At 58.1% G+C, this 22,975-nt stretch carries 23 protein-coding genes; 14 read left to right on the top strand and 9 right to left on the bottom strand.

Annotated elements, in window-relative coordinates:
* Positions 1-29: 29 nt before the first annotated feature.
* A complete protein-coding gene (locus N6G83_RS04545) occupies positions 30-782 on the top strand; it encodes a YciC family protein (RefSeq protein ID WP_260514776.1) in 753 nt (250 codons plus the stop codon).
* Positions 783-835: 53 nt separating this feature from the next.
* On the opposite strand, the gene N6G83_RS04540 is transcribed toward N6G83_RS04545, so the two are convergent.
* Positions 836-2,539, bottom strand: coding sequence for a SulP family inorganic anion transporter (locus tag N6G83_RS04540; RefSeq protein ID WP_049205510.1), 1,704 nt, complete (start codon positions 2,537-2,539; stop codon positions 836-838).
* Positions 2,540-2,761: 222 nt separating this feature from the next.
* Between N6G83_RS04540 and N6G83_RS04535 the strand changes: the two genes are divergently transcribed.
* On the top strand, positions 2,762-3,301 hold the full coding sequence (locus tag N6G83_RS04535) for a septation protein A (protein WP_016927511.1): 540 nt from the start codon (positions 2,762-2,764) through the stop codon (positions 3,299-3,301).
* A gap of 116 nt (positions 3,302-3,417) precedes the next feature.
* Positions 3,418-3,846, top strand: a complete 429-nt coding sequence (yciA, locus tag N6G83_RS04530; RefSeq protein ID WP_004932085.1) for an acyl-CoA thioester hydrolase YciA — start codon at positions 3,418-3,420, stop codon at positions 3,844-3,846.
* Between the two features lie 69 nt (positions 3,847-3,915).
* Here yciA and bioB read toward each other — a convergent pair whose 3' ends face one another.
* The 3 genes from bioB to N6G83_RS04515 all read right to left on the bottom strand — a co-directional run bounded on the left by bioB (position 3,916) and on the right by N6G83_RS04515 (position 7,154).
* Positions 3,916-4,938, bottom strand: a complete 1,023-nt coding sequence (bioB, locus tag N6G83_RS04525; protein ID WP_049205512.1) for a biotin synthase BioB — start codon at positions 4,936-4,938, stop codon at positions 3,916-3,918.
* A gap of 582 nt (positions 4,939-5,520) precedes the next feature.
* A complete protein-coding gene (gene tonB / locus N6G83_RS04520) occupies positions 5,521-6,264 on the bottom strand; it encodes a TonB system transport protein TonB (protein ID WP_197835978.1) in 744 nt (247 codons plus the stop codon).
* Positions 6,265-6,500: 236 nt separating this feature from the next.
* Complete coding sequence (locus N6G83_RS04515) at positions 6,501-7,154, bottom strand: epoxyqueuosine reductase QueH (RefSeq protein WP_025303057.1); 654 nt, start codon at positions 7,152-7,154, stop codon at positions 6,501-6,503.
* A 175-nt stretch (positions 7,155-7,329) separates the two neighbouring features.
* Here N6G83_RS04515 and N6G83_RS04510 point away from each other — a divergent pair, with 175 nt between their 5' ends.
* Positions 7,330-7,626 carry a YciI family protein gene (locus N6G83_RS04510; RefSeq protein WP_004932096.1) on the top strand — a complete coding sequence of 99 codons (297 nt, stop codon included), beginning with the start codon at positions 7,330-7,332 and terminating at the stop codon, positions 7,624-7,626.
* Positions 7,627-7,734: 108 nt separating this feature from the next.
* Here N6G83_RS04510 and N6G83_RS04505 read toward each other — a convergent pair whose 3' ends face one another.
* Positions 7,735-8,589: a LysR substrate-binding domain-containing protein gene (locus tag N6G83_RS04505; RefSeq protein ID WP_049208561.1), complete on the bottom strand. Its 855-nt coding sequence runs from the start codon at positions 8,587-8,589 to the stop codon at positions 7,735-7,737.
* A 91-nt stretch (positions 8,590-8,680) separates the two neighbouring features.
* On the opposite strand from N6G83_RS04505, the gene N6G83_RS04500 reads away from it, so the two are divergent.
* Positions 8,681-9,637: a DMT family transporter gene (locus N6G83_RS04500; protein WP_260514772.1), complete on the top strand. Its 957-nt coding sequence runs from the start codon at positions 8,681-8,683 to the stop codon at positions 9,635-9,637.
* A 24-nt stretch (positions 9,638-9,661) separates the two neighbouring features.
* Here N6G83_RS04500 and N6G83_RS04495 read toward each other — a convergent pair whose 3' ends face one another.
* Positions 9,662-10,663 carry a LacI family DNA-binding transcriptional regulator gene (locus N6G83_RS04495; RefSeq protein WP_025303060.1) on the bottom strand — a complete coding sequence of 334 codons (1,002 nt, stop codon included), beginning with the start codon at positions 10,661-10,663 and terminating at the stop codon, positions 9,662-9,664.
* Between the two features lie 70 nt (positions 10,664-10,733).
* Complete coding sequence (locus N6G83_RS04490; RefSeq protein ID WP_025303061.1) at positions 10,734-11,288, bottom strand: D-lyxose/D-mannose family sugar isomerase; 555 nt, start codon at positions 11,286-11,288, stop codon at positions 10,734-10,736.
* A 228-nt stretch (positions 11,289-11,516) separates the two neighbouring features.
* On the opposite strand from N6G83_RS04490, the gene N6G83_RS04485 reads away from it, so the two are divergent.
* The 5 genes from N6G83_RS04485 to N6G83_RS04465 all read left to right on the top strand — a co-directional run bounded on the left by N6G83_RS04485 (position 11,517) and on the right by N6G83_RS04465 (position 17,670).
* A complete protein-coding gene (locus N6G83_RS04485; RefSeq protein ID WP_025303062.1) occupies positions 11,517-12,551 on the top strand; it encodes an NAD(P)-dependent alcohol dehydrogenase in 1,035 nt (344 codons plus the stop codon).
* A 4-nt stretch (positions 12,552-12,555) separates the two neighbouring features.
* Positions 12,556-14,073 (top strand): xylulokinase, encoded by a 1,518-nt coding sequence (gene xylB, locus N6G83_RS04480; RefSeq protein ID WP_197819113.1) that lies wholly within the window; start codon positions 12,556-12,558, stop codon positions 14,071-14,073.
* Positions 14,070-15,575 (top strand): sugar ABC transporter ATP-binding protein, encoded by a 1,506-nt coding sequence (locus N6G83_RS04475; protein WP_060433196.1) that lies wholly within the window; start codon positions 14,070-14,072, stop codon positions 15,573-15,575. The genes xylB and N6G83_RS04475 overlap by 4 nt, the downstream gene beginning before the upstream one ends.
* Before the next feature lie 76 nt (positions 15,576-15,651).
* Positions 15,652-16,629, top strand: a complete 978-nt coding sequence (locus N6G83_RS04470; protein ID WP_016927501.1) for an ABC transporter permease — start codon at positions 15,652-15,654, stop codon at positions 16,627-16,629.
* Positions 16,630-16,662: 33 nt separating this feature from the next.
* The gene (locus N6G83_RS04465; RefSeq protein ID WP_025303066.1) at positions 16,663-17,670 is read left to right on the top strand and encodes a substrate-binding domain-containing protein; all 1,008 of its coding nucleotides are present in this window, start codon (positions 16,663-16,665) and stop codon (positions 17,668-17,670) included.
* A gap of 143 nt (positions 17,671-17,813) precedes the next feature.
* Here N6G83_RS04465 and N6G83_RS04460 read toward each other — a convergent pair whose 3' ends face one another.
* The gene (locus N6G83_RS04460; protein ID WP_025303067.1) at positions 17,814-18,377 is read right to left on the bottom strand and encodes a TetR/AcrR family transcriptional regulator; all 564 of its coding nucleotides are present in this window, start codon (positions 18,375-18,377) and stop codon (positions 17,814-17,816) included.
* A 127-nt stretch (positions 18,378-18,504) separates the two neighbouring features.
* Between N6G83_RS04460 and smfY the strand changes: the two genes are divergently transcribed.
* Positions 18,505-19,977: a multidrug efflux MFS transporter SmfY gene (smfY, locus tag N6G83_RS04455; protein ID WP_025303068.1), complete on the top strand. Its 1,473-nt coding sequence runs from the start codon at positions 18,505-18,507 to the stop codon at positions 19,975-19,977.
* 200 nt (positions 19,978-20,177) lie between these two features.
* The gene (locus N6G83_RS04450; protein ID WP_004932132.1) at positions 20,178-20,669 is read left to right on the top strand and encodes a Dps family protein; all 492 of its coding nucleotides are present in this window, start codon (positions 20,178-20,180) and stop codon (positions 20,667-20,669) included.
* A gap of 45 nt (positions 20,670-20,714) precedes the next feature.
* Here the strand turns inward: N6G83_RS04450 and N6G83_RS04445 are convergent, their stop codons facing one another.
* On the bottom strand, positions 20,715-20,891 hold the full coding sequence (locus tag N6G83_RS04445; protein ID WP_025159792.1) for a YciY family protein: 177 nt from the start codon (positions 20,889-20,891) through the stop codon (positions 20,715-20,717).
* Between the two features lie 242 nt (positions 20,892-21,133).
* Between N6G83_RS04445 and cls the strand changes: the two genes are divergently transcribed.
* Together cls and N6G83_RS04435 are read left to right on the top strand one after the other, a co-directional pair.
* Entirely contained in the window at positions 21,134-22,594 is a 1,461-nt protein-coding gene (cls, locus tag N6G83_RS04440; RefSeq protein ID WP_025303070.1) for a cardiolipin synthase, read from the top strand.
* A 56-nt stretch (positions 22,595-22,650) separates the two neighbouring features.
* Positions 22,651-22,974, top strand: coding sequence for an HI1450 family dsDNA-mimic protein (locus tag N6G83_RS04435; RefSeq protein ID WP_004932139.1), 324 nt, complete (start codon positions 22,651-22,653; stop codon positions 22,972-22,974).
* The last annotated feature ends 1 nt before the right edge of the window (position 22,975 follow it).

Genomic DNA, 22,975 nt, shown 5'->3' with positions numbered 1-22,975 from the left:
CTCTGTTTTCCCGACGCCAAGGAGTCTGCATGCCTATCACGGCCAACGCTTTGTACCGTGACAGTTTTAACTTTTTACGCAATCAACTGGCCAGCATCCTGATGCTGGCGCTGTTGACGGCGTTTATCTCCGTGCTGCTGAATCAGGCCTTCAGCCCCGATGCCGAACAGTTGGCGACGCTCGCTGCTGCCACCAGCGATTTCGCTTCCTCTACCGGCATGGGCATTCAGGAAGTGATCCAGCAGATGACGCCGGAACAGCAGATGGTGTTGCTGAAAGTGTCGGCGGCCGCCACCTTCTCCGCGCTGGTCGGCAACGTGCTGCTGGTCGGCGGGATGCTGACGCTGATCCGTCTGGTGTCGCAAGGGCAACGCACCAGCGCCCTGCGCGCGCTCGGCGCTTCGGCGCCCGATCTGCCTCGCCTGTTGTTGCTGCTGTTTATCTGCACCCTGCTGATCCAACTTGGCCTGACGCTGTTTGTGGTGCCGGGCGTGCTGATGGCTATCGCCTTCGCACTGGCCCCGGTGATCGCCTCCGTCGACAAAAAAGGCGTCTTCGCTTCGCTCAAGCTGAGCAGCAAATTAGCCTTCGCCAATGCGCGCGTGCTGGTGCCGGCGATGATGCTGTGGCTGGCGGCCAAGCTGCTGGTGCTGTTTTTGGTGAGCCATCTGTCGGTGCTGACGCCGAACGTCGCCAGCGTGGTACTGACCGCGTTGAGCAACCTGGTGTCTGCCCTGCTGCTGATCTATCTGTTCCGTCTGTACATGCTGCTGCGCGGCTAACGCCGGCGCAAGCAAAAACCAAGGGGCACGCTTCGGCGCGCCCCTTTTTTTGTTTACCCCACCACGGCGGCTTCCGCCTGCTCCTTACTCTGAATCAGTTTCAGGGCCAGATACAGGTCCGGCACCAAAATCAGCTCTTTGTCGCGCCCTAAGCGGTTGATGCGGAACCAACGCGTCAGCTCGGTGCGGCGCCCCGCCAGCACCAGCCTTACGTTACGCTGTAACAGGTCGCGTTTCAGTTCGTCGATGGCCGCCAGCACGCTGATATCGGCGTGGGTGAAACTGGCCACCGCATCCACCACCACCCAACGTGGCTGGAACGGCGTGCCGTCGACCAAATTGAGAATACGGCGTTTGAAATACGCCACGTTGAAATAGGTCAGCGGCGAATTGAAGCGATACATCATGACGCCAGGCACCGCCTTCACCCCATTGTTATTGCCCATGGAATGGATCATGCCTTCGTCGTTGACGCCCAGCAGCTGTTCCGTCGGCCGGAAGACGGTGCGCAGAAACTGCATCAGCCCCAGCAACACCGCCAGCCCAATGCCGCTGATCACTCCCACCAGCAGCACGCTGAGGAAGGTAAACAGCGCCAGGCGGAACGCCTGCGCGTTGCGACGGCGCAAGATCCAGATGCCGCGGATGTCCAGCAGCGACCAGGCCGCATACATCAGCACCACGCCCAACCCGGCCACCGGAATAAACTGCAGCGGCGCCATCAGGAACAGCAAGACAAAGGCAATGACCGCGGCGGCGATGATCGACACCAGTTGGCTCTTGCCGCCGTTGGCATCATTCACCGCGGTGCGCGAATCCGCGCCGCTGATGGCGAAACCTTGCGACAGCGCAGAGACGATATTCACCAGCCCCAGCGCGCGAAACTCAGCGTCGGCGTTCACCTCATAACCGTTTTTGGCGGCGAAGCTGCGGGCGGTGAGCATCATGCTGACAAAACTCACCACCGCCAGGTTAAGCGCCGGGATCACCATGTCGCGCAGCAAACCGGGCTGGAAGTCCGGCCACTGGACGATCGGCAGCACGCCGCTGAAACCGCCCACCGTCACCACGCCATGCTGCTGCAGGCCGCCCGCCCAGGTCACGAACGCCGCCAGCACGATAGCGAACAGCGGCGCCGGCCAGTTAGGCCGCCATTTTTTAAATCCGAGCAGCGTCACCAGCGTCAACAACGACACCGCCATCGTCAGCCAGTCGCTGTGCAGCAGGTTGCCGGGCAGCGCGTAGATGCGTTCGATCAGCTGTGCCGGGCGCACCGTGAACCCCAACACCTTGCCGATCTGATCGACAATAATGGTGATCGCCACTCCGTTCAGCAGCCCGCTGAGGATCGGTCGCGACAGCAGATCCGCCAGCGCCCCCAGCTTGAACCGGCTGGCCAGCAGACACCAACCGCCCATCATGGCGGTCATCATGATGGTCAGCTGCCAATGGCGTTCCATATTGCCCGCTGCCAGCGGCGTCACCACGGCGGCGATCACCGCGCAGGTGGCAGCGTCAGGCCCAACGATCAGCTGGCGCGACGAGCCGAACAGCGCGTAGGCCATCATCGGCAAGATACAGGAATAGAGCCCCACCACCGGGCTAACCCCGGCCAGTTCGGCGTAGGCGATGGCCACCGGTAGGGCGACGGCGGCGACGGAAAGGCCGGCGCGAATATCCGGCTTGAGCCAACTGCGTTGATAGCCCAATAAATGCGTCAAACCAGGCGTCAGGGCCTGGAGAGATTTCCACTGCATGCTTGTTTTCCGCGGTAAATTATCTGGTTATTATGACACTTACTATGCGACCTGCGGCCCGCGCTGGCAATGTGCCGGCGCTTTCTTGCGTAAGTTTATGCAAATTCCTGCTTTCGCGGCAGAAATCCGCCGGCTAAACGCCGATAATCGGCAACGCCCGGCGGTACACAGAGCTCGCCGAATCCGGTATAGTCGGCCGATGAACAGATGATGGATTGATTTATGAAGCAGTTTCTTGATTTCCTCCCGCTAATTGTCTTTTTCGCTTTTTATAAGCTGTACGACATCTACGTCGCCTCCGGCGCGTTGATCGTCGCCACCGCGCTGGCGCTGGTGTTCACCTGGGTGAAATACCGCAAGGTCGAGAAGATGACGTTGATCACCTTCCTGATGGTGCTGGTATTCGGCACCCTGACGCTGGTGTTCCACAACGATTTGTTCATCAAATGGAAGGTCACGGTGATTTACGCGCTGTTCGCGCTGGCGCTGCTGATCAGCCAATGGGTGCTCAAAAAACCGCTGGTTCAGCGCATGCTGGGCAAAGAGCTGACGCTGCCGGACAAAGTGTGGAGCAACCTTAACCTAGCCTGGGCGATCTTCTTCCTGGCCTGCGGCCTGGCGAACATCTATGTCGCCTTCTGGCTGCCGCAAAGCGTCTGGGTCAATTTCAAAGTCTTTGGCCTGACGGTACTGACGCTGGTCTTCACCCTCCTCAGCGGTATCTATATTTACCGGCACATGCCGGAAGAACAGAAAAAATAGTTACAAATACCGGCACGTACCGGCAGAAGAAACAAAATAGTTACAAAATTGTTAATGCCTGCGGCATTTGCCGCGGGCAGTATGATGTTATCCCTTCCTTTTAAAAGCAGACTGCTATGACACAACAACGACCTTTACCCAGCGGCGAGCTGGTGCTGCGCACGCTGGCAATGCCGGCCGATACCAATGCCAACGGCGATATTTTCGGCGGCTGGCTGATGTCGCAAATGGACATCGGCGGCGCCATCCAGGCAAAAGAGATCGCCGAAGGGCGCGTGGTGACGGTGCGCGTAGACGGCATGACCTTCCTGAAACCGGTGGCGGTAGGCGACGTGGTTTGCTGCTATGCGCACTGTATCCGCACCGGACGCAGCTCGATCACCATCAATATCGAAGTGTGGGTAAAGAAAGTTTCTTCCGCCCCGATCGGCCAGCGTTACCGGGCGACCGAAGCGGTGTTCACCTATGTGGCGGTCGATGCGGAAGGCAACTCGCGCGCGCTGCCTGAGGGCAAAATGAATTTCCGCGTCGGTTTCGAAGAATAAGATGATTGAAGCCAACAGCATACTGCTGTTGGCTTGACGCTTTATCCGTGGGCATATTTAAATGCCGCATCAAATAACCTGATAATACTTCTCATCATCCATAGTCATTACGTCTTTCAGCAATGAAGCGCCCTCTTCCTCGTCTGTCAGTGATTGGCGCACTTTTTGTGTTTTCAGACCCAACTTCCGTATCAATTTCATATCCTGATCCTCATCGGGATTCGTTGCCGTTAACAATTTGCATCCATAGAAAATTGAATTGGCCCCCGCCATAAAACACATGGCCTGCATTTGCTCATTCATTTTCTCGCGCCCTGCCGCGATGCGCACGTAGGAGGTAGGCATCATGATTCTGGCAACGGCAATGACGCGGATATAGTCAAAGGCATCCACCGGCTCACTGTCTTCCAGGGGGGTGCCCGCCACCTTGACCAGCATGTTAATGGGCACACTTTCCGGCGCTTTAGACAGGTTGGCCAATTGCAAAAGCAGACCTATCCGGTCTAGGTTACTTTCACCTAGACCCAATATTCCACCGGAGCAGACCTTGATGCCGGCCGCCCTGACTTTATCGATCGTCGTTAATCTATCCTGATAAGTGCGGGTTGTGATGATGCTGCCATAATATTCGGGAGAGGTATCCAGATTGTGGCTATAGTAGTCTAAGCCAACGTTAGCCAATCGCTCGACCTGAGAATCAGTCAGTTTTCCCAGCGTCATGCAGGTTTCCAATCCCAACGCCTTAACCCCTCTGACCATCTCCTCCAAATAAGGCATATCGCGTTCGTGAGGATTACTCCAGGCCGCTCCCATGCAAAATCTCGAGGAGCCAGCCTCTTTCGCTGTACGGGCTGACTGTAAGACTTTTTCTACCTGCAACAACTTTTCTGCCCGCAATCCTGTTTTATACCTTGCGCTTTGCGAACAATATTTGCAGTCCTCTGGGCACCCTCCTGTTTTAACAGACAGCAAAGTGCTCATTTGTATTTCCAGCGGATCAAAATGTTGACGATGCACCTTTTGCGCATCATAGAGCAAATCCAACAAAGGCTTATTAAACAGCACTTTCACTTTATCAATCGTCCAGCTCATATTTTCATCCTGATGTTATTCGCAGTGACAGCCCCATCAGACAGCCCCCGTTCTGTCACACAGATTAACGGAGACTTCACTGATCTGAGTGGCTGTTTGAGACCGCACCTTCCCTCGCTCACCGACGAACAATGCAGTGGCCGTCGGCTTAGCGGGCGTAGTGACAAATCTCGCTCCGCATTCAAGCAAATCACCCCTCTATTGTAAACCTGAATTACATATTATATGTTTACCGTGGATTATTTTTCACCCAGACTTGGCGCATAATCACGACAGGAATAAATTTAAAACCTGCGTATCCATGTCAAAAAAACTCATAACCTGATGAAAATGAATGTTTTTCAACAGACATGTAAAAGTATTGCTATGAGAACGGTGAAGTTTGCCGGCAGATTGCGAATATTTATGAGGATAAATTTGGCATTGCGGTAGGACAAAAGAGGACGTCCACGTAAAACAATCAACGTGAATTATCAGGTCTGGATAGCTTCCTCGCCCAGGCATCGGGCGAGGAAGTCAAGGACGGTAGTCAGATGAAGCGACAAACGATCAACACGCTTGATATCTGTCGCCAGATCTACCTCAGTTCAATTCGGTCGAGCCATCCAGCTTGAAGCGAATGTTGACGATGAGGTCTTTCGCTTCTTTGGCTTCATAGCGCCATTTGCGTAGCGCCTGCTTCACTTCGCGCTCGAACATATTGCGCGGTTCGGCCGACAAGATACGCACGTTACTCAAGCGACCATCGCTGTCGACATCAAACTGGACCCTAACACTGCCTTCAATCTGTAAGGCCAGCGCGCGCGGCGGATACATCGGTTTGGACTGCACCAACGCCTTCGGCACGACCTCGCGCGAATTGCCCTGCACCGGCGCGGCAGGCGCCTGTTTCACCGGCGCTTTGTCGATCGGCTTGGCCGGCGAATCGTTGTTGAACGGTGACGGTTCGCGCGGCTCGACTTTTTTCGGCTCCGGTTTGACCTGTTTTTCGACCTTTGGCTTCGGCTTAGGTTTTGGTTTCGGCTTGACCGGCTCCGGCTTCACGATCGCCTTCGGCGGCGGCTCCACAATAGGTTCCGGTTCTGGCTCCGGCTCAGGTTCGATCTGCGGCGGCTCCGGCTCGGCCGGCGCCGGCGGAGGCGGTTCGGCCATCGCGGCGGTATTGACCATCATGACGCTGATCGGCGCGTCCTCTGGCTTCGGCAGCTCCACTACTTCGTTTACCGAAGCGTAAAGCAATCCCGCCACCAGGGCGCTGTGCAGGCCTACGGACAAGACGAAAGGCACGGATATACGGCGATTAAGGAACATCTTTTTTAGCGGCATAATGATTCTGTTTCCTCTGGTTCGCCAAGTTTAAATGCAAATAGCAATCATATTCAATAACGAAAGGCAAACTATCGCTTTAATCGTCAGTATGCGCGGCTAAAACCAGCAAACTCATAAGGATATTAACCTGGCCGTTGCTTTTTTACCGCCGGGGCGACACGCTTCATTAACGTTTGGGCAGGCGTCAAAAAGTAAAAAACCCGCCGGAGCGGGTTAATTGCGGTGAGTCAGCGCTATTCTTCATCACCATAGTAAAGCACGCCCAGTTTGATCAGCGGTCGCCCTTGCGCCTTACGGTGCAGGTTGGTGTCGCGCAGCGAATAGACGCAGCCGCAGTATTCCTGCTGATAGAAGCGTTCGCGCTTGCTGATCTCTATCATGCGCGACGAACCGCCCTTCTTGCGCCAGTTGTAATCCCAGTACACCAGATCGGGATACTTTTCCGCCGCCCGGATGCCGCAGTCGGTGATCTGCTGCATATTCTTCCAGCGCGAGATACCCAGCGAACTGGAGATAGTGTCATAACCATGCTCATGCGCATACAGCGCCGTGCGCTCGAAGCGCATGTCGAAACACATGGTGCAGCGGATACCGCGCTCCGGCTCATTCTCCATCCCCTTGGCGCGGGCGAACCAGTTGTCGGTGTCGTAATCGGCATCGATAATCGGCACCCCGTGCTGCTCGGCGAAACGGATGTTCTCTTCCTTGCGCAGCAGATACTCTTTTTGCGGGTGAATGTTGGGGTTATAGAAGAAAATGGCGTACTCGATCCCGGACGCCTGGATCGCTTCCATCACTTCGCCGGAACAGGGCGCGCAGCAAGAGTGCAGCAGCAGTTTACTTTTGCCCGCCGGCAAATCGAGTTTTTCCCTTACCAGTTCCGTCATGTCCTCACCTCAATGGCATATCAGTTTAAGCGCGCCGCACTATACGAATAAAAAGTAGCGGCTTCAAGGCATAAGCGCCAATCCGCGGGGAAATTCGCCGCGTACCGTTCCCCTGCCGCGCCTTTTGCGCTACCTTGGTAGCACCGTTTTATAGCCATGATTTTAAAGGTGAAACATGCTTTATCTGATCTACGCGCAAGACGTCCCCAACTCGCTGGAAAACCGTCTGGCGGTGCGCCCGGCACACCTGGCGCGCCTGCAGGCGCTGCGCGACGCCGGCCGCCTGGTGGTCGCCGGCCCTAACCCGGCCATCGACAGCAACGATCCCGGCGCCGCCGGCTTTACCGGTTCAACGGTGATCGCCGAATTCGCCTCGCTGGCGGAAGCCCAGGCCTGGGCGCAGCAGGATCCCTATATCGCCGCCGGCGTCTATGCCGACGTGACGGTGAAGCCGTTCAAACAGGTGTTCTGATCTCCAGCCCTCGAATACCGGGAACGCCCCGCGATACAGCGTTCCCGGCGCTAGCCACATCTCTCCGTCACCGTCATGCTCGATTCGTCTTCCCCACGCGGCCGATATTCATGTTTCCCCCCGTAAATACTCACCGATGACGCTTTCCAGCATCGCCACCGCCGGTTGGCTGGCGGCCGTGGCAGAACGGAGCAGTTGCACTTCATGTGGTACGACCGAAGGCAATTCGTCGAGTATCCGCATCGCCGCCGAAACCCGTGCGCGGTCAAGCAGCGTGACGGCCAATCCTGCCTCGATGGCAGCCGCCACCACGCTGGCCGAAGGGCTGCTCACAACCACTCGCCAATGCCTTCCCGCCCTGGTCAATGCATCGATCATAGCCTCACGATAAGGGCAATCGGCGGCATGCAATGCCAGCGGCAGCGGCCGGTTAGCCTGCAGCGCCAGCGAACGGCCTCCAACCCACACTGGTACTGTCACCGCGAGCGGTGTCGGACACTGTCTCTTCGAGGGTTGAACCACCAGCGCAAGATGCAGCCGATTACGGCCAATTTGTTCCACCAGCGCCTGACTGGCAGCGGTAGAGACCTCCAGCTCCACCGCGGGGAAACTGTCGGCAAACCGCGGCAAAATATGGCGTATCACATGAGAAGCGTACTCATCAGGCAATCCCAATTTGATATGGCCGCTTAGCGGCGCGCCCTGCAGTTCCCGCAGAATATCGTCATGGGCGCTCAGCAGCCCGAGCGTCGATGCCAGCAGCTTGCTTCCCAGCGGCGTCAGCACCACGGCCTGATTGTCACGCTCCAGCAGGCGGCCGCCCACCACCTGTTCCAGGCGCTGGATATGCACGCTCACGGCGGCGGGGCTGCGATTGACAAATGCCGCCGCCGCGCGAAATTGCCCCAAACGTGCAATGGCGTGAAAAGTGCGCAAGAGATCGATATCCAATGTCGGCCGCATGATTTAACTCCATTAAACAACTGAACGAAAATTATTCGATTTATTAAATTATAGCCACACACTACCATCGGGCGGAAAGGAGGTGACCATCATGTCCCTGCCATCATTTCGCCCCTCGTCCCACGGCGGCAAACATCGCGGCAAAGCCGCCCTCTGGCTGGCTGCGGCCGAGGTTCTGCTGATCGTGGCCTGGAGCTCCGGTTTCGTCGGCATCCGCTTCGCCGCCGATTACGCGCCGGTGTTGCTGGTAGCGTTCTGGCGCTGCGTGGTCGTCGCTCTCGCGTTGCTGCCGTTTAGTCTGAGCGTCATCAGGCGCGCATCTCCGCTGACGATAGCGGTTCACGCCGGGATTGGGTTGCTCGCCATGACCGGTTACCTGACCGGCGTCAGCAAAGGCATCGAATATGGCGTGCCGGCCGGGTTGGCCGCCCTCATCGCCGATTTGCTCCCTCTCGGCACCGCGCTGCTGAGCATGCTGTTGCAACGCCGTCTGCCCGATGGTCGCGTTTGGTCCGGCTTAACCTTGGGGGTTAGCGGGGTAACGCTGGCGACCGGCAGCGCCATCTCATGGGGAGAAGCCCCATTGTGGAGTTACCTGTTGCCGCTGGCGGGGATGCTCTCGCTCGCGCTGGCAACCCTGTGGCAGGAACGGCTGCCGCGGGCGCACGCAATGAGTTTGCCGGCCTCGCTGGGGATACAAAGCGCGGTTTCGGCGCTGGCTTTCGCCGCGCTGGCCGGCAATGAAGGCCCGCTGCTGCCCACGGTAACGACGGGGTTTGCGATCGGCGTGCTTTGGAACGCGCTACTGGCGACGCTGGCCGGTTACGGCCTGTACTGGTTGTGTCTAAGGCTCACTTCTGCGCTGCGCGTGACGAGCCTGCTGTTTCTCAGTCCCTTCGTTACCTTCTGTTGGGCGGGATTAATGTTCAATGAACCCCTTTCCTGGCCCATGCTGCTAGGCGCGGCGACGGCAGGAAGCGGTTTGTGGCTGCTCATCCGTCCCGCCGGGCGGGATGAGCCAAAAACAGCGCAACACGCTGAAAAATGAAGGATAAGGAGAACGGGTGCGCCGTTACGCGACGAGTTTTCCTCGCACCACCACCTTGCCCGGTTTGATCTCGGGGTCGGCAATACGACGGATCGCCAGATTCAAGGCTTGCCAGGCGATCTCTTGCAAATCATGCGACACGCAAGGGAAATGGAAACCGTAGATCTCGGCATGCGAAACCTCATCGATGCTGAACAGCGACACGTCCTGCATCAACGGCAGCCGATGTTCGATACAGGCCTTGATGATACCCAGGGAGATCTGGTTATTGCAGCCGACGAAAAAGTCCGGCGCGCGGTGATTGGCCAGCCAGCGGCTCGTCTCTTGCCAGGCGACGTCCATAAAGAAATCGGCATACAGCACTTCAAACGACGCCACTTTCCCTTGCAACGCCGCCTGCAGCCCTGTGACCCTGTCCCGTGCAACGTTGGAGTTCTCCGGTCCGGACACCACCACCACCCGCTGCGCTTTCTGTTCCAAAAGCCAGCGCCCCGCCTGGAGACCGCAGTCCAGGTTATCGATATACACGCCGCTGCAGTGGCGATTGTCCAGTTCCCGGTCGATCAGCACCACCGGGATATTCAATGTTTCCAACCGTTTTAGATAGGAAGGCTGGTACAGATGATCGTTGGAAATGACCGAGAGAATGATCGCATCGACGTTGTAGCCAATCAGTTTGTCGATGATTCTGTCTTCGCTTTCCTGAGACTCATAGGAGTCGAACACCAGGGTGTCGTACCCCATTTTTTGCGCTTCAAGCGTCATCAGGCGTGTCAGGCCGCCAAAGAACGGGTTGGCCATATCCGGGTTGACGATGCCAATGGTTCTGCTGCTTTTCGCCCGCAGGTTGCGCGCCGCGGCATTGACCACATAACCGAGTTCGGCAGCCGTCTCCCGAATGCGGCGCAGCGTTTCCGGATGAACCTTGTCCGGCTGTGAAAATGCCCGCGACGCGGTGATTTTACTGACGTTTGCCTGTGCGGCCACGCTAGCCAGCGTCGCTTTCCGTCCTCGACCCACTGCCAAATGCAGCTCCTTAGCTTAAAGTATCATTTTGTACCATTGGCAACATCATGACAGAACTTTCATCGTGGCGCTAATGGTTTACGCCTGCTAGGCGGTTAATCCGGGGATCGGTAAAGATATCCAGCTCGTCACGACTCTCGGAAGAGAACTCGGACACCACTGCGCCCCGCTTTCCAGCCTGAAACCAGTGCCGGGTATTGGGTGCGATGGTGTATTGTTCGCCAGGCCGCAAGAGAATATAGCGATTGCAGGTGTACCAAGGTTCTGCGCCCTCTGGCACCCGACATACCGGTTCGCCGCCGGCATCATTAAGCGTCAGGTTTTCATCATCGACAAACAAAAACACCTCTCCCCAACGGCAACGGAACGTCTCTTGCTTGCCGGGTGTGCCGGCAAAGGGAGGATGTAAATGTTCCGGGCAAGTCTGACCAGGAAACAGCACCAGCTCTTTCGCGCAATACCGAGGTGAGTTGACATAGGTCAGCAGTTGCAGCCCTGAGACGGGATAGTCAGCCAAGCCAAACGTCGCAATTTCAATACGTTGCTGTTCTTCCTCAGTCAAAACAATGTCCGCCTCACGCAAGTATTCCAGCGTAGCGGCTATGGCACGTTGTTGTTTGTTCATCATTTCCCCTGCAAAGTAACGGTATCGATATCAGCATGCTGATATTAAAACCGTCATTGCATCGCCGATTTTGTGATCTTCATCCCTATATTGAATAACAACCCACCAGCAAAATTAACTCCCGTCGAGTAATTCCAACATCGATCACAGTTTAACCCCCCGCTTTAGCCCACTATCGCCGCATTGAAATGATACCGTTACCATAAAAATGATTCACCAGGAGGCAATATGAAAGCATTAGTGTTGGCCAAAGCGGGGGAAATCGCTATCGAGGACGTCCAGCTTGCCGAAACGCTGGGGCCCGATGATGTGCAGATAAAAATTCATTCCGTGGGCATCTGCGGCAGCGATGTGCACTATTACCAACATGGCCGCATTGGCCCGTTCGTGGTTAACGCCCCGATGGTGCTCGGCCATGAAGCCGCCGGCGTGGTGCTCGCGACCGGTAAAAACGTCACTCACCTCAGCGTCGGCGATCGCGTTTGCATGGAGCCCGGCATTCCCGACCTCAACTCGGCGCAGACGCGCGCCGGGATTTACAATCTGGATCCCGCCGTTCGCTTCTGGGCGACGCCACCGGTGCACGGCTGCCTGCGCGAAACCGTCATCCACCCCGCCGCCTTCACGTTCAGATTGCCGGACAACGTCAGTTTCGCTGAGGGCGCCATGGTGGAACCCTTAGCCATCGGCATGCAAGCGGCCACCAAAGCCGGGATCAAACCCGGCGATATCGCACTGGTGATCGGCGCCGGGCCGATCGGCGTGGTCACCGCCCTCGCGGCGCTGGCGGGCGGCTGTTCGGACGTCATTATCTGCGACCTGTTTGACGAAAAACTCGCCGTGGCGGCCAGTTATGAGGGGCTGCACGCCGTCAATATCAAAACCGGCGACCTGGCGGGGAAAGTGGCCGCGCTCACCAGCGGCAATGGCGCCGATGTCGTGTTTGAATGCAGCGGCGCCAAACCGGCTATCGCTACGCTGGCCGAGCATGCGGCGCCCGGGGCGACCGCCGTGCTGGTCGGCATGCCGATCGATGCCGCGCCGATGGATATCGTCGCCGCGCAGGCCAAGGAAATCACCTTCAAGACCATTTTCCGCTACGCCAACATGTACCCGCGCACGCTGCGGCTGTTGAGCAGCGGCAAATTGCGCGTCCAACCGTTGATAAGCCAAACCTACAAGTTTTCCGACAGCGTAGCCGCTTTCGAGCGCGCGGCGGCAGGACATGCCTCGGACATCAAAATCATGCTGGAAATGGAGTGATCCTATGGCGCTCTATGCTGGCATAGACTGCGGTACGCAAGGCACGAAAGTCGTGATTGTCGACAGCACACAGGGCGTGATCCTCGGTGAGGGCAACGCCCCTCACCGTCTCATCAGCCAAGCCAATGGCCGGCGCGAACAAGAGGCCGACTGGTGGATTGAGGCGTTAGTCATCGCTTTTCGCCAAGCCGTGACTAACGCCGGCGTTGATGCACGGGAGATTCATGCTCTGGGGGTCTCGGGCCAACAACATGGGTTTGTGCCACTGGACGCAGACGGCAACGTGCTGCACAGCGTCAAGCTGTGGTGCGATACCGAAACCGCAGAGGAAAACGAACGGCTCCTGCAACAGCTCGGCGGAGCCAACGGCTCGCTGGAAACACTCGGCCTGCGGATCGCCACCGGTTATACCGCGTCAAAAATCCTTTGGTTCAAAACACACCATCCGGCGCTCTGGGCAAAACTGCACACCGTGTTGTTGCCTCATGATTATTTGAACTTCTGGCTGACCGGGGAGCGCGTAGCGGAATATGGCGACGCTTCCGGCACCGGGTTGTTCGATGTACGCACCCGTCGCTGGAGCAAAACCGCGGTCGATCTCATCGACGACAGCGGCCGCCTGTGGCAAGCCCTGCCGCCGCTCAAAAGCGCGGAATGCTGCATCGGCACGGTGCGCCCCGCCGCCGCGGAAAAACTCGGCCTCGGCCCGGCAGTTCGGGTATCGACCGGCGGCGGCGACAACATGATGGCGGCCATCGGTTCCGGCAACATCGAGGCCGGCACCCTTACCCTGAGTCTGGGCACCTCCGGCACGCTATTCGCCTGGTCTGCCGCCCCCGTCGCGGCGGAGTCGGACATGATTGCCGGCTTCTGCTCCAGCACCAACGGGTGGCTGCCATTGATTTGCACCATGAATGTCACCTCGGCCACCACTGCGGTACAAACGCTGCTGGACGAAGACCTTGCCGGCTTTAACGCTTTGTTGACGCAGGCCGCGCCCGGTGCAGGCGGTGTCGAGATGCTGCCGTTCTTCAATGGCGAACGTGTTCCGCCGTTGCCCCACGCGCGCGCCAGTCTGCATAACCTCGATAGCGACAATTTTACCCGTGCCAATCTCTGCCTGGCGGTAGTCGAAAGCGCTACGTATGGGTTGCGCTATGGCATCGAGCTGTTTCGCCGTCAGGGCATTGAAGCGCGCGAGATCCGCCTCACCGGCGGCGGCGCCCGCAGCGCCGCCTGGCGACAAATCGTCGCGGACGTGATGGGGTGCCCGGTAGTCTGTCTGAAAGCCAAAGAGACCGCCGCGCTGGGCGGCGCCATTCAGGCGATGTGGGCGACGACGTTGGCCGACGATCCGCAGCGGAACGCCGGCGCGTTGCTGGCCGAACTGTGCCAGCGTTTCGTTGCGCTGGATGAGGCCACGCGCACACGGCCACATGCTGGCAGACAGGCGCAATACGAGACGCTTTATCAACGGTACCTGCAACGCTTGCAGCAGACCTATCCGGAGGTGCAACTGTGACGCGAGATCCCCAGACGCAAGCGCCCGCCTACCTGCTGGAGGTCAGCGGCGTCAGGAAAGCTTTTGGCCCGGTCGTGGCGCTCAAGAATGCGGAGTTTTGCCTGCGGCGTGGATCCATCCATGCCCTGTGCGGCGGCAACGGCGCGGGTAAATCCACCTTTCTCAGCATTCTGATGGGCTTTATTCAACCCGATGGCGGCGACATTTTTATCAATGGCCAACGCTGTGAATTTCATCATCCCCGGGAAGCCCTCAACGCCGGCATCGCCATCGTGCAGCAGGAGCTGAGCGCGATCCCGGATCTGACGGTGGCCGAAAACATTTGGCTGGGCCGCGAGCCGAGGCGCCTGGGGTTCGTCGACTTCGCGACGCTCAATCAACGCACCACCAGCTTGCTCAAGGAACTCGATTTCAAGATCGACGCCCGAGAGAAAATGCGCAACCTGAGCGTCGCCGAGCAGCAGTTGGTCGAGATCGCCAAAGCGCTGTCGCATGCCAATGCCGACATCATCATCATGGATGAACCCACCTCGGCGATTGGCGAGGAGGATGCGCAAAAAATCTTTCAGACGCTTCAGCAGCTGGCGGCGAAAGGTAAAGGCATTATATACGTCTCCCACCGTTTGTCAGAGATATTCCAAATCGCGGACAGCTACACCATTTTCCGCGACGGCGCCTATATCCATGAAGGCTATATCGCTGACATTACCCGTGAGCAGCTGATCGAACACATTATTGGCGGCGAGTACGACAGCGAGTTCGCCAAATTCAATCAGCCCGGTGAAGAGGTCTTGCTGGAGGTCAACAACCTGTGTTGGCGCAGCAAGATAAAAGATATCAGCCTGCAACTGAAGCACGGTGAGATCCTGGGCATCTACGGCCTGGTGGGCTCGGGCCGCAGCGAGTTTCTCGATCTTATCTTCGGCATTCAGCATGCCGACAGCGGCACGATCCGCTTGGGTGACAAGACGCTGAACCGCCATTCTCCGCGCAAGGCCATCGACAGCGGTATTGCCTACGTGACGGAAGATCGCAAGGAAACCGGCCTAGTGCTGTGCCGTTCCGTCAGTGAAAACATCAATATCGCCTCTTTTGCCGGCATCAGCCGGATGGGGTTTGTCAGCGAGAAACGGGAGCAGGCGCGAACCCGCGACATGATCCAGCGCTTCAACGTTAAAACCCACGATGGCGAACAACCCGTGGGTAACCTGAGCGGCGGCAACCAGCAAAAAGTGGTGCTGGGCCGTTGGGCGCTGCTGGATCCGGAGGTTTTGCTGCTCGACGAGCCGACGCGCGGCATCGACGTCGGCGCCAAGAAAGAGATCTACCGATTTATGTCGGAGTTCGCCTTGCAAAACAAAGGGATCATCATGGTTTCCTCCGAGCTTTCGGAAATTATCGGCATGAGCGATCGCATATTGGTGTTTCGTGACGGGCAGTTGGCCGGCGAGCTTTCGGCGGCCGATGCGACCCAGGCAGCACTGATGAAACTTGCGGTTTAACAGAGAGAGAAAAAAAATGAGCAGCGCCCACTCCTTATCACCAGGAATTTCATTTTTCACCCGCAATAAGCGCCGTATGCACAAATACGGCATTATCATCGCCTTTTTCGCCCTGTGCCTGATCGTGGCGCTGATTGGCGAATATCAGGTCGCTCAGGGGGCCTGGAGCAGCAATTATTTTCTCAGCAATGAAAACACCCTGATCGTCCTGCGCCAGGTCTCGATCAACGGCATTCTGGCGATCGGCATGACCTTCGTCATCATTACGGCCGGCGTCGATCTCTCCGTGGGCTCGGTGCTGGCGTTAAGCGGGATCGTCGCCGCCCGTTTCGCCACCAACAACAGCGGATTGGCTATCGGCGACACCGCGACCGCCGTCATGGCGCCGCTGATTGTGGCGCTGGGCATCGGCATCGTTTGCGGCCTGGTGAACGGCACCGTGTTAGCCCGTTATCGGCTGCAGCCGTTTATCGTCACCATGGGCATGCTCTCCGCGGCGCGCGGGTTGACCATGTTGACCACCAACGGCAATCCAGTATCGCAATTGAACAGCGATTTCCGCTGGTTAGGCAATGGCTATGTCGGCGGCGTTCCGGTGCCCGTCATCATCTTCATCGTGCTGTTCGCCCTCGCCTGGCTGGTGCTGAATAAAACCCTCTTCGGGCGTTACATCTACGCCGTCGGCGGCAACCCGAAAAGCGCGCGCACCTCGGGGATTAACGTCACCCGCATCAAAATACTGGTGTATACGCTGTGCGGCGCACTGGCCGGCATCGCCGGCCTGATCCTCACCGCACGCACCGGTTCGGCGCAGACCAACGCCGGCGCAGGGTATGAGCTGGACGCCATCGCGGCGGTGGTGATCGGTGGCACCAGCATGGCCGGCGGTGTCGGTACGCTGGTCGGCACCTTCTTCGGCGTGCTGATTATCGGGGTGATGAATAACGGCCTCGATCTGCTCGGCGTGCAATCGTATTACCAACAAATTATCAAAGGCGCATTGATCGTTCTTGCCGTATTGCTCGACCCATCGCGTAAGCAACAGCGCGATTAATAACATCAGACCCAACTCTACCAGGAGAAAACCATGAATAAGACCAAGATAGCGTTGTTTGCCTCTGCCATGATGCTCGGTAGCCTGTCGGCAGCTCAGGCCGCCCCGGTAAAAATCGCGGTATTGATGTACGGCAACAAAGCCGAGTTCGTGCAATTGATGGAAAGGTTCGGGAAGGAACACCCGGCGGTGAAAAGCGGCGAAGCCGTGCTGACCTTCTACGATGGGCGTTATGATGCATCGGTGCAAAACGATCAGGCCGCCACCGCTATCCAAACGCGCGCCGATGCCATTATCGTCAACCCGATGGATTTTGAGGCCAATATCGATATCGTCACTAATGCCAACGAAGCCAAAATCCCGGTGGTGGTCACCAACGCGCGCCTGAACACGGACGCGATGACGTCTGAAGTGGTGTCTAATGACGAGTTGGGGGGGTATCTGGAAGCCAAAGCCGTCTTGGACAAACTCGACTGCAAGAACCAGAAGGTGAACGTGGTGATTATCGAAGGCCCGAAAGGCGGCAGCGGCGAGATCCAGCGCGGCAAGGGCAACGATAAAGCGATTGCCGAGTGCGGCGCCGGCCAGGTCACGGTACTTGAGCGCAAAACGGCCAACTGGTCACGCGCGGAAGCGCAGCCGCTGATGGAAAACTGGCTGCAGAAGCACCGGGGTAAAATCAACGGCGTGATTGGTCAAAACGACGAGATGGCGCTGGGCGCTATCGAAGCGATCAAAGGCGCCGGCCTGAATGTGAAGGACTTCGCGATTGCCGGCGTTGACGGCGTCTCCGACGCGATTCATGCGGTGCAGGCCGGTGAAATGGTCTCTATTCTGCAAGATGCCAAAGGCCAGATGCAGGGTTCCATTGACGTCGCGCTGCGCGCCGTGAAAGGTGAAAGCTATCAACCACAGTCGGATATCTGGAAGCAGTACGCCAAGGATCTGAAATGGGAGGGTGGCACGCAGAAGCATTACTACATTCCGTGGACCGTCGTTACCACAGAGAATGCCCAGCAACTGTTGGACGCGCGCAAGTAATGTCCGGAGCCCCCTGCACGCAGGGGGCCTTTGCTCCGAAGCTTGCCGCAGGCAAAAAAAAAGCCAGCACGGAGTGGCTGGCTAAAAAGTTCTTCGAGGGAATATCTTGTGCGATAAACATACGCCTTTCACTGCGGGCTTTACTAGCTATCAGTGCGATAGGCACCCTCAGTTAAAATCAACGCCTGCATATCGGTGAACATCGTTTCCCATTCCGCCTGGTCGATATCCATCAAACCAAAGTAACGCAGCATAAAGGCGCCTTCGGTGGCGAGAAACGCCAGGCGCGCGCGCTTGCCTTCTTCCGTCGTCAAATCCAAACCGGCGATGCGGCTGCGATACCATTCACGCGTGCTCGCCAGATGCTCCGGCGTTTGAATCAGCGTCGCCATTAGCCCGGCGGCCTTGGCGCTGGCGGTCTGATCCGAGCTTTGCGTCGCCAACATATGCGCACGCACGCCGGTCTGCGGCGAAGGATCGTCACCGGCGATAGCGGCGAACAGCGTCTCGTAGGCACTGCCCCAGCGATCGAACATGGCATCAATCAGGGCGTCTTTGCTGCCGAAACAGTACTGCACCCCGCCCTTGGAGATCCCCATCGCTTTGGCGACGGCGTCAATGGTCAAGCCGGCGGCGCCCTGGGTGGCGACGATCTCTTCGGCGGTGTCCAAAACTTTGTCGCGATCGATGCTGCGTTGACGTCCCATTAAGAAACCCTTCTTTTCAATACGAACGTATGGATATATATTATCGCCAGTATACCACCCGGCATCGCCGGAGGGTTACCACAATGGCGGTGCCTTCGCGCCTCCCACGTTAACTGGATTATGACTTATGTACGCCAAGAACCGCTGGTTAATCCTGACAATGGTCGCCAGCGCCCTGTTCCTGATTGTTATCGACATGACGGTGCTCTATACCGCTCTGCCACGCTTAACCCAGGCGCTGGACGCCAGCGCATCGCAAAAACTCTGGATCGTCAACGCCTACCCGCTGGTGGTCGCCGGGCTACTGCCCGGCGCCGGCATGCTGAGCGATCGCATCGGCCATAAGCGGCTGTTTCTCGCCGGGCTGCCGGTGTTTGCCGTCGCGTCGCTGTGCGCCGCTTTCTCGCCCACCGCCGAGTGGCTGATCGCCGCGCGGGTATTCCTCGCCGTTGGCGCGGCAATGATGATGCCCGCCACGCTGTCCATCGTGCGTCACGTCTTTACCGACGAACGCGAACGCGCGCTGGCGATCGGCATCTGGGCCTCGGTGGCCTCCGGCGGCGCGGCCATCGGCCCGGTGGTCGGCGGCCTGCTGCTGGAGTATTTCTGGTGGGGATCGGTGTTCCTGATCAACGTACCGGTGGTGTTGCTGGTCTGGCCGCTGGCGTGGAAACTGATCCCCCGCTGCGGCGGCGATAACCCGCGCCCCGCCGATATCGTCGGCTCGGTGCAGATCATGATCGGTCTGGTCGGCGCTATCTATGCGCTGAAGGAACTGAGCAAGCCGGCGCCTGACCTCAGCGCGTTGCTCGCAGCGGCCCTGATCGGCATCCTGTTCCTGGTGCTGTTTGTGCGTCGTCAGCAGCGCAGCGCTCACCCGATGATCGATTTCTCCCTGTTCCGCAACCGGCTGTTCGCCGGCGGCATCGGCGTGGCGTTGCTGTCGATGGTGGCCCTGATCGGCGTCGAGCTGGTGCTCAGCCAACGCTTGCAGCTGGTGCTCGGCCTCAGCCCGCTGCAGGCAGCGCTGTTCATCTTGCCGATCCCGCTGGCCTCGGCGCTGGCGGGGCCAATGGCCGGTTTACTGTTGCCGCGCTACGGTGAGCGCAGCATCATCCTCGGCGGTTTCGTCCTGACCGCCTTCGGCATCGCCGGCCTCGCCCTGTGGTATCAAAGCAGCATGGCACCGCAGCTGGTGAGCCTGGCGTTGGTGGGCTTTGGCCTCGGCGGCGTGATCACCGCCGCGTCCACCGCCATCATGCTGAACGCGCCGGAGGAGAAATCCGGCATGGCGGCCTCTATCGAAGACGTCTCCTACGAGCTGGGTGGCGTGCTGGGCGTGACGCTGCTCGGTGGGTTGATGACGGCGGTCTACAGTCACAGCCTGGCGCTGCCGGCGGCGCTGCCGGTCAGCGATTTGGCCTACGACAGTATCGACGAAGCCCTGCGGCTGGCCGCCGGAATGGCGGCCGATCGCGCGCAGCAGCTGACGCAGCTGGCGCGTTTGGCCTTCGATCGCGCCTTTATTACGGTGCTGATCGCCGCCGCGCTGTTAATGGCGCTGGGCGCCGGCGTGGTAAAACTGGCGCTGCGCAAGTAACCGATAAAAGCGGCTTTTTTCGCCGGCGGATCCTGCGTAAACTGATTCGGCAATTTGCTCGACGGATTTATCGTCATCGGTTTAAGCGATGGTAATGATGCCTGTTATCGTGTTTAACCCTGCGATAAATCCGGTTACTGTAACAGCTATGGAAATTGATTCTGTCTACCCTTGGAACGAATAATCAGGAGAAGATTATTATGGCAACGGCGAAGAAAGCAGCGAAAACCCATATCGGCCTCGACAGTAAACAATCGGCAAAACTCGCCGAAGCGCTGAATGCGCTGTTGGCGAATTATCAGGTGCTGTATATGAACGTGCGCGGCTATCACTGGAATATTACCGGCCCGCAGTTCTTTGAGCTGCACGCGAAATTCGAAGAAACTTACAACGATCTGCTGACCAAGGTGGATGAGCTGGCGGAACGTATCCTGACGCTGGGCTCGCAGCCGCGTCACGCTTTCAGCGACTATCTGAAAACCGCCGACATCAAGGAACACACCAACGTGACCGATGATAAGGGCACGCTGCGCGGCCTGTTGGAAGGGTATTCAATCTTGCTGCAGCAGCAGCGTGAACTGCTGACGGTAGCGGCAGACGCCGGCGACGAAGGCACCGCGTCATTGATGAGCGATTATATCAAAGAGCAGGAAAAACAGGTCTGGATGCTCAACGCCTACCTCGGCAAATAACCCTGACGCCATAACAAAACAGTCCCTCTCGGGACTGTTTTCGTTTTACCACTCGCAGGATACCGCAAACAGCAGCGCACGCCGATGCTGATCGTCCAGGCGGCGCCGCACCCGGATAATATGGCGATTGCTGCACGACTGGCGTTCCAGCCAGCGATGCCGGCGACGTTGGCTCTGTCGCAACATGCGCCAACGGCCCACTTCATTTCTACTGCGTCTCATAATTCCGTCACTCGTTCGTCTAATGCCAACCGCGGGCATTATAGCCCTTTCCGCCCGTGATCCAAGCCGCCGTTATCGGCAACATACCGGACGTCGCACCGGCAAAAACCCCCCTTTCAATTTCGGCAAGTGCCTTAACTTCATCATATTTATGTAACATAAGCGCCGATAAAAGGTTTCGCCTTGCCCGATCTGTGCGTACACTCATCATTGGTGGTTTGCGAACGGGATTTTTCGCCTTTATGACAACATTTTATACCGTAATCAGTTGGCTCATGGTGTTCGGCTACTGGCTGCTGATCGCCGGCGTGACGATGCGCATTTTGATGAAACGCCGTGCGGTTCCCTCTGCCATGGCCTGGCTGCTGGTTATCTATATTCTGCCGCTGTTCGGCATCGTGGCCTATTTATCGTTCGGCGAGCTGCATCTGGGCAAGCGCCGGGCCGAGCGCGCCAAGGCCATGTGGCCGTCGACCGCGCGCTGGCTGAAGGAACTGAAAGAGAGCCGTCGCATCTTCGCCACCGAATACAGTAAAGTCGCCGAACCGCTGTTCCAGCTGTGCAACCGCCGCCAGGGCATCGACGGCGTCAAGGGCAACCAGCTGCAGCTGCTCACCACCACCGACGACACGCTGAAAGCGCTGATCCGCGACATCGAGCTGGCGCGCCACAACATCGAAATGGTGTTCTATATCTGGCAGCCCGGCGGCCTGGTCGATCAGGTGGCCGAATCGCTGATGGCCGCCGCCCGGCGCGGCGTACACTGCCGCCTGATGCTGGACTCCGCCGGCAGCCTGCAATTTTTCCGCAGCCCCTACCCGGCGATGATGCGCAACGCCGGCATCGAAGTGGTCGAAGCGTTGAAGGTCAACCTCTTGCGCGTGTTCCTGCGCCGCATGGATCTGCGTCAGCACCGCAAAGTGGTGCTGATCGACAACTATATCGCCTATACCGGCAGCATGAACATGGTCGATCCGCGCTACTTCAAACAGGATGCGGGCGTCGGCCAATGGATCGATCTGATGGCGCGCATGGAAGGCCCGGTGGCCACCACCATGGGCATCGTCTATGCCTGCGACTGGGAAATTGAAACCGGCAAGCGCATTCTGCCGCCGCCGCCGGACGTCAACATCATGCCGTTCGAGCAGGAAAGCGGCCACACCATTCAGGTGATCGCCTCCGGCCCCGGCTTCCCCGAGGAAATGATCCACCAGGCGCTGCTGACCGCGGTTTATTCCGCGCGCGAGCAGCTGATCATGACCACGCCGTACTTCGTGCCGAGCGACGATCTGCTGCACGCCATCTGCACCGCCGCTCTGCGCGGCGTCGAGGTCAGCATCATCGTGCCGCGCGACAACGATTCGATGATGGTGCGCTGGGCCAGCCGCGCGTTCTTCTCCGAGCTGCTGGAAGCCGGAGTGAAAATTTATCAGTTCGAAGGCGGTCTGCTGCACACCAAGAGCGTGCTGGTTGACGGCCAGCTTAGCCTGGTCGGCACCGTCAATCTGGATATGCGCAGCCTGTGGCTGAATTTCGAAATCACCCTGGTGATCGACGACGACGGCTTCGGCAGCGATCTGGCCTGCGTGCAGGAAGATTACATCGCCCGTTCCCAGTTGCTGAACGCCAAAGAGTGGCTGAAGCGGCCGTTCTGGCATCGCCTGGTTGAGCGCCTGTTCTACTTTTTCAGCCCGCTGCTGTAAAAGCCGCAACGAGCGTGCTTTAATAGCGCCAAATCATTTGTTATCAGGATTTTTTTATGGATTTGAATAACCGCCTTACCGAAGACGAAACGCTGGAACAGGCCTACGACATCTTTCTCGAATTGGCCGGCGACAATCTGGATCCGGCGGATATTCTGCTGTTCAATCTGCAGTTTGAAGAGCGCGGCGGCGCAGAACTGTACGATCCCTCCGAAGACTGGAGCGAGCACGTGGACTACGATCTGAACCCAGACTTCTTCGCCGAAGTGGTGATCGGTCTGGCGGACAGCGACGGCGAGCCAATCAACGACGTGTTCGCCCGCGTGCTGATCTGCCGCGAGAAAGACCACAAGCTGTGCCACATTCTGTGGAAAGAGTGAT

The sequence above is a fragment of the Serratia sp. PL7 genome, assembly GCF_945957435.1.
This window is presented reverse-complemented; position numbering and strand designations above follow the sequence as displayed.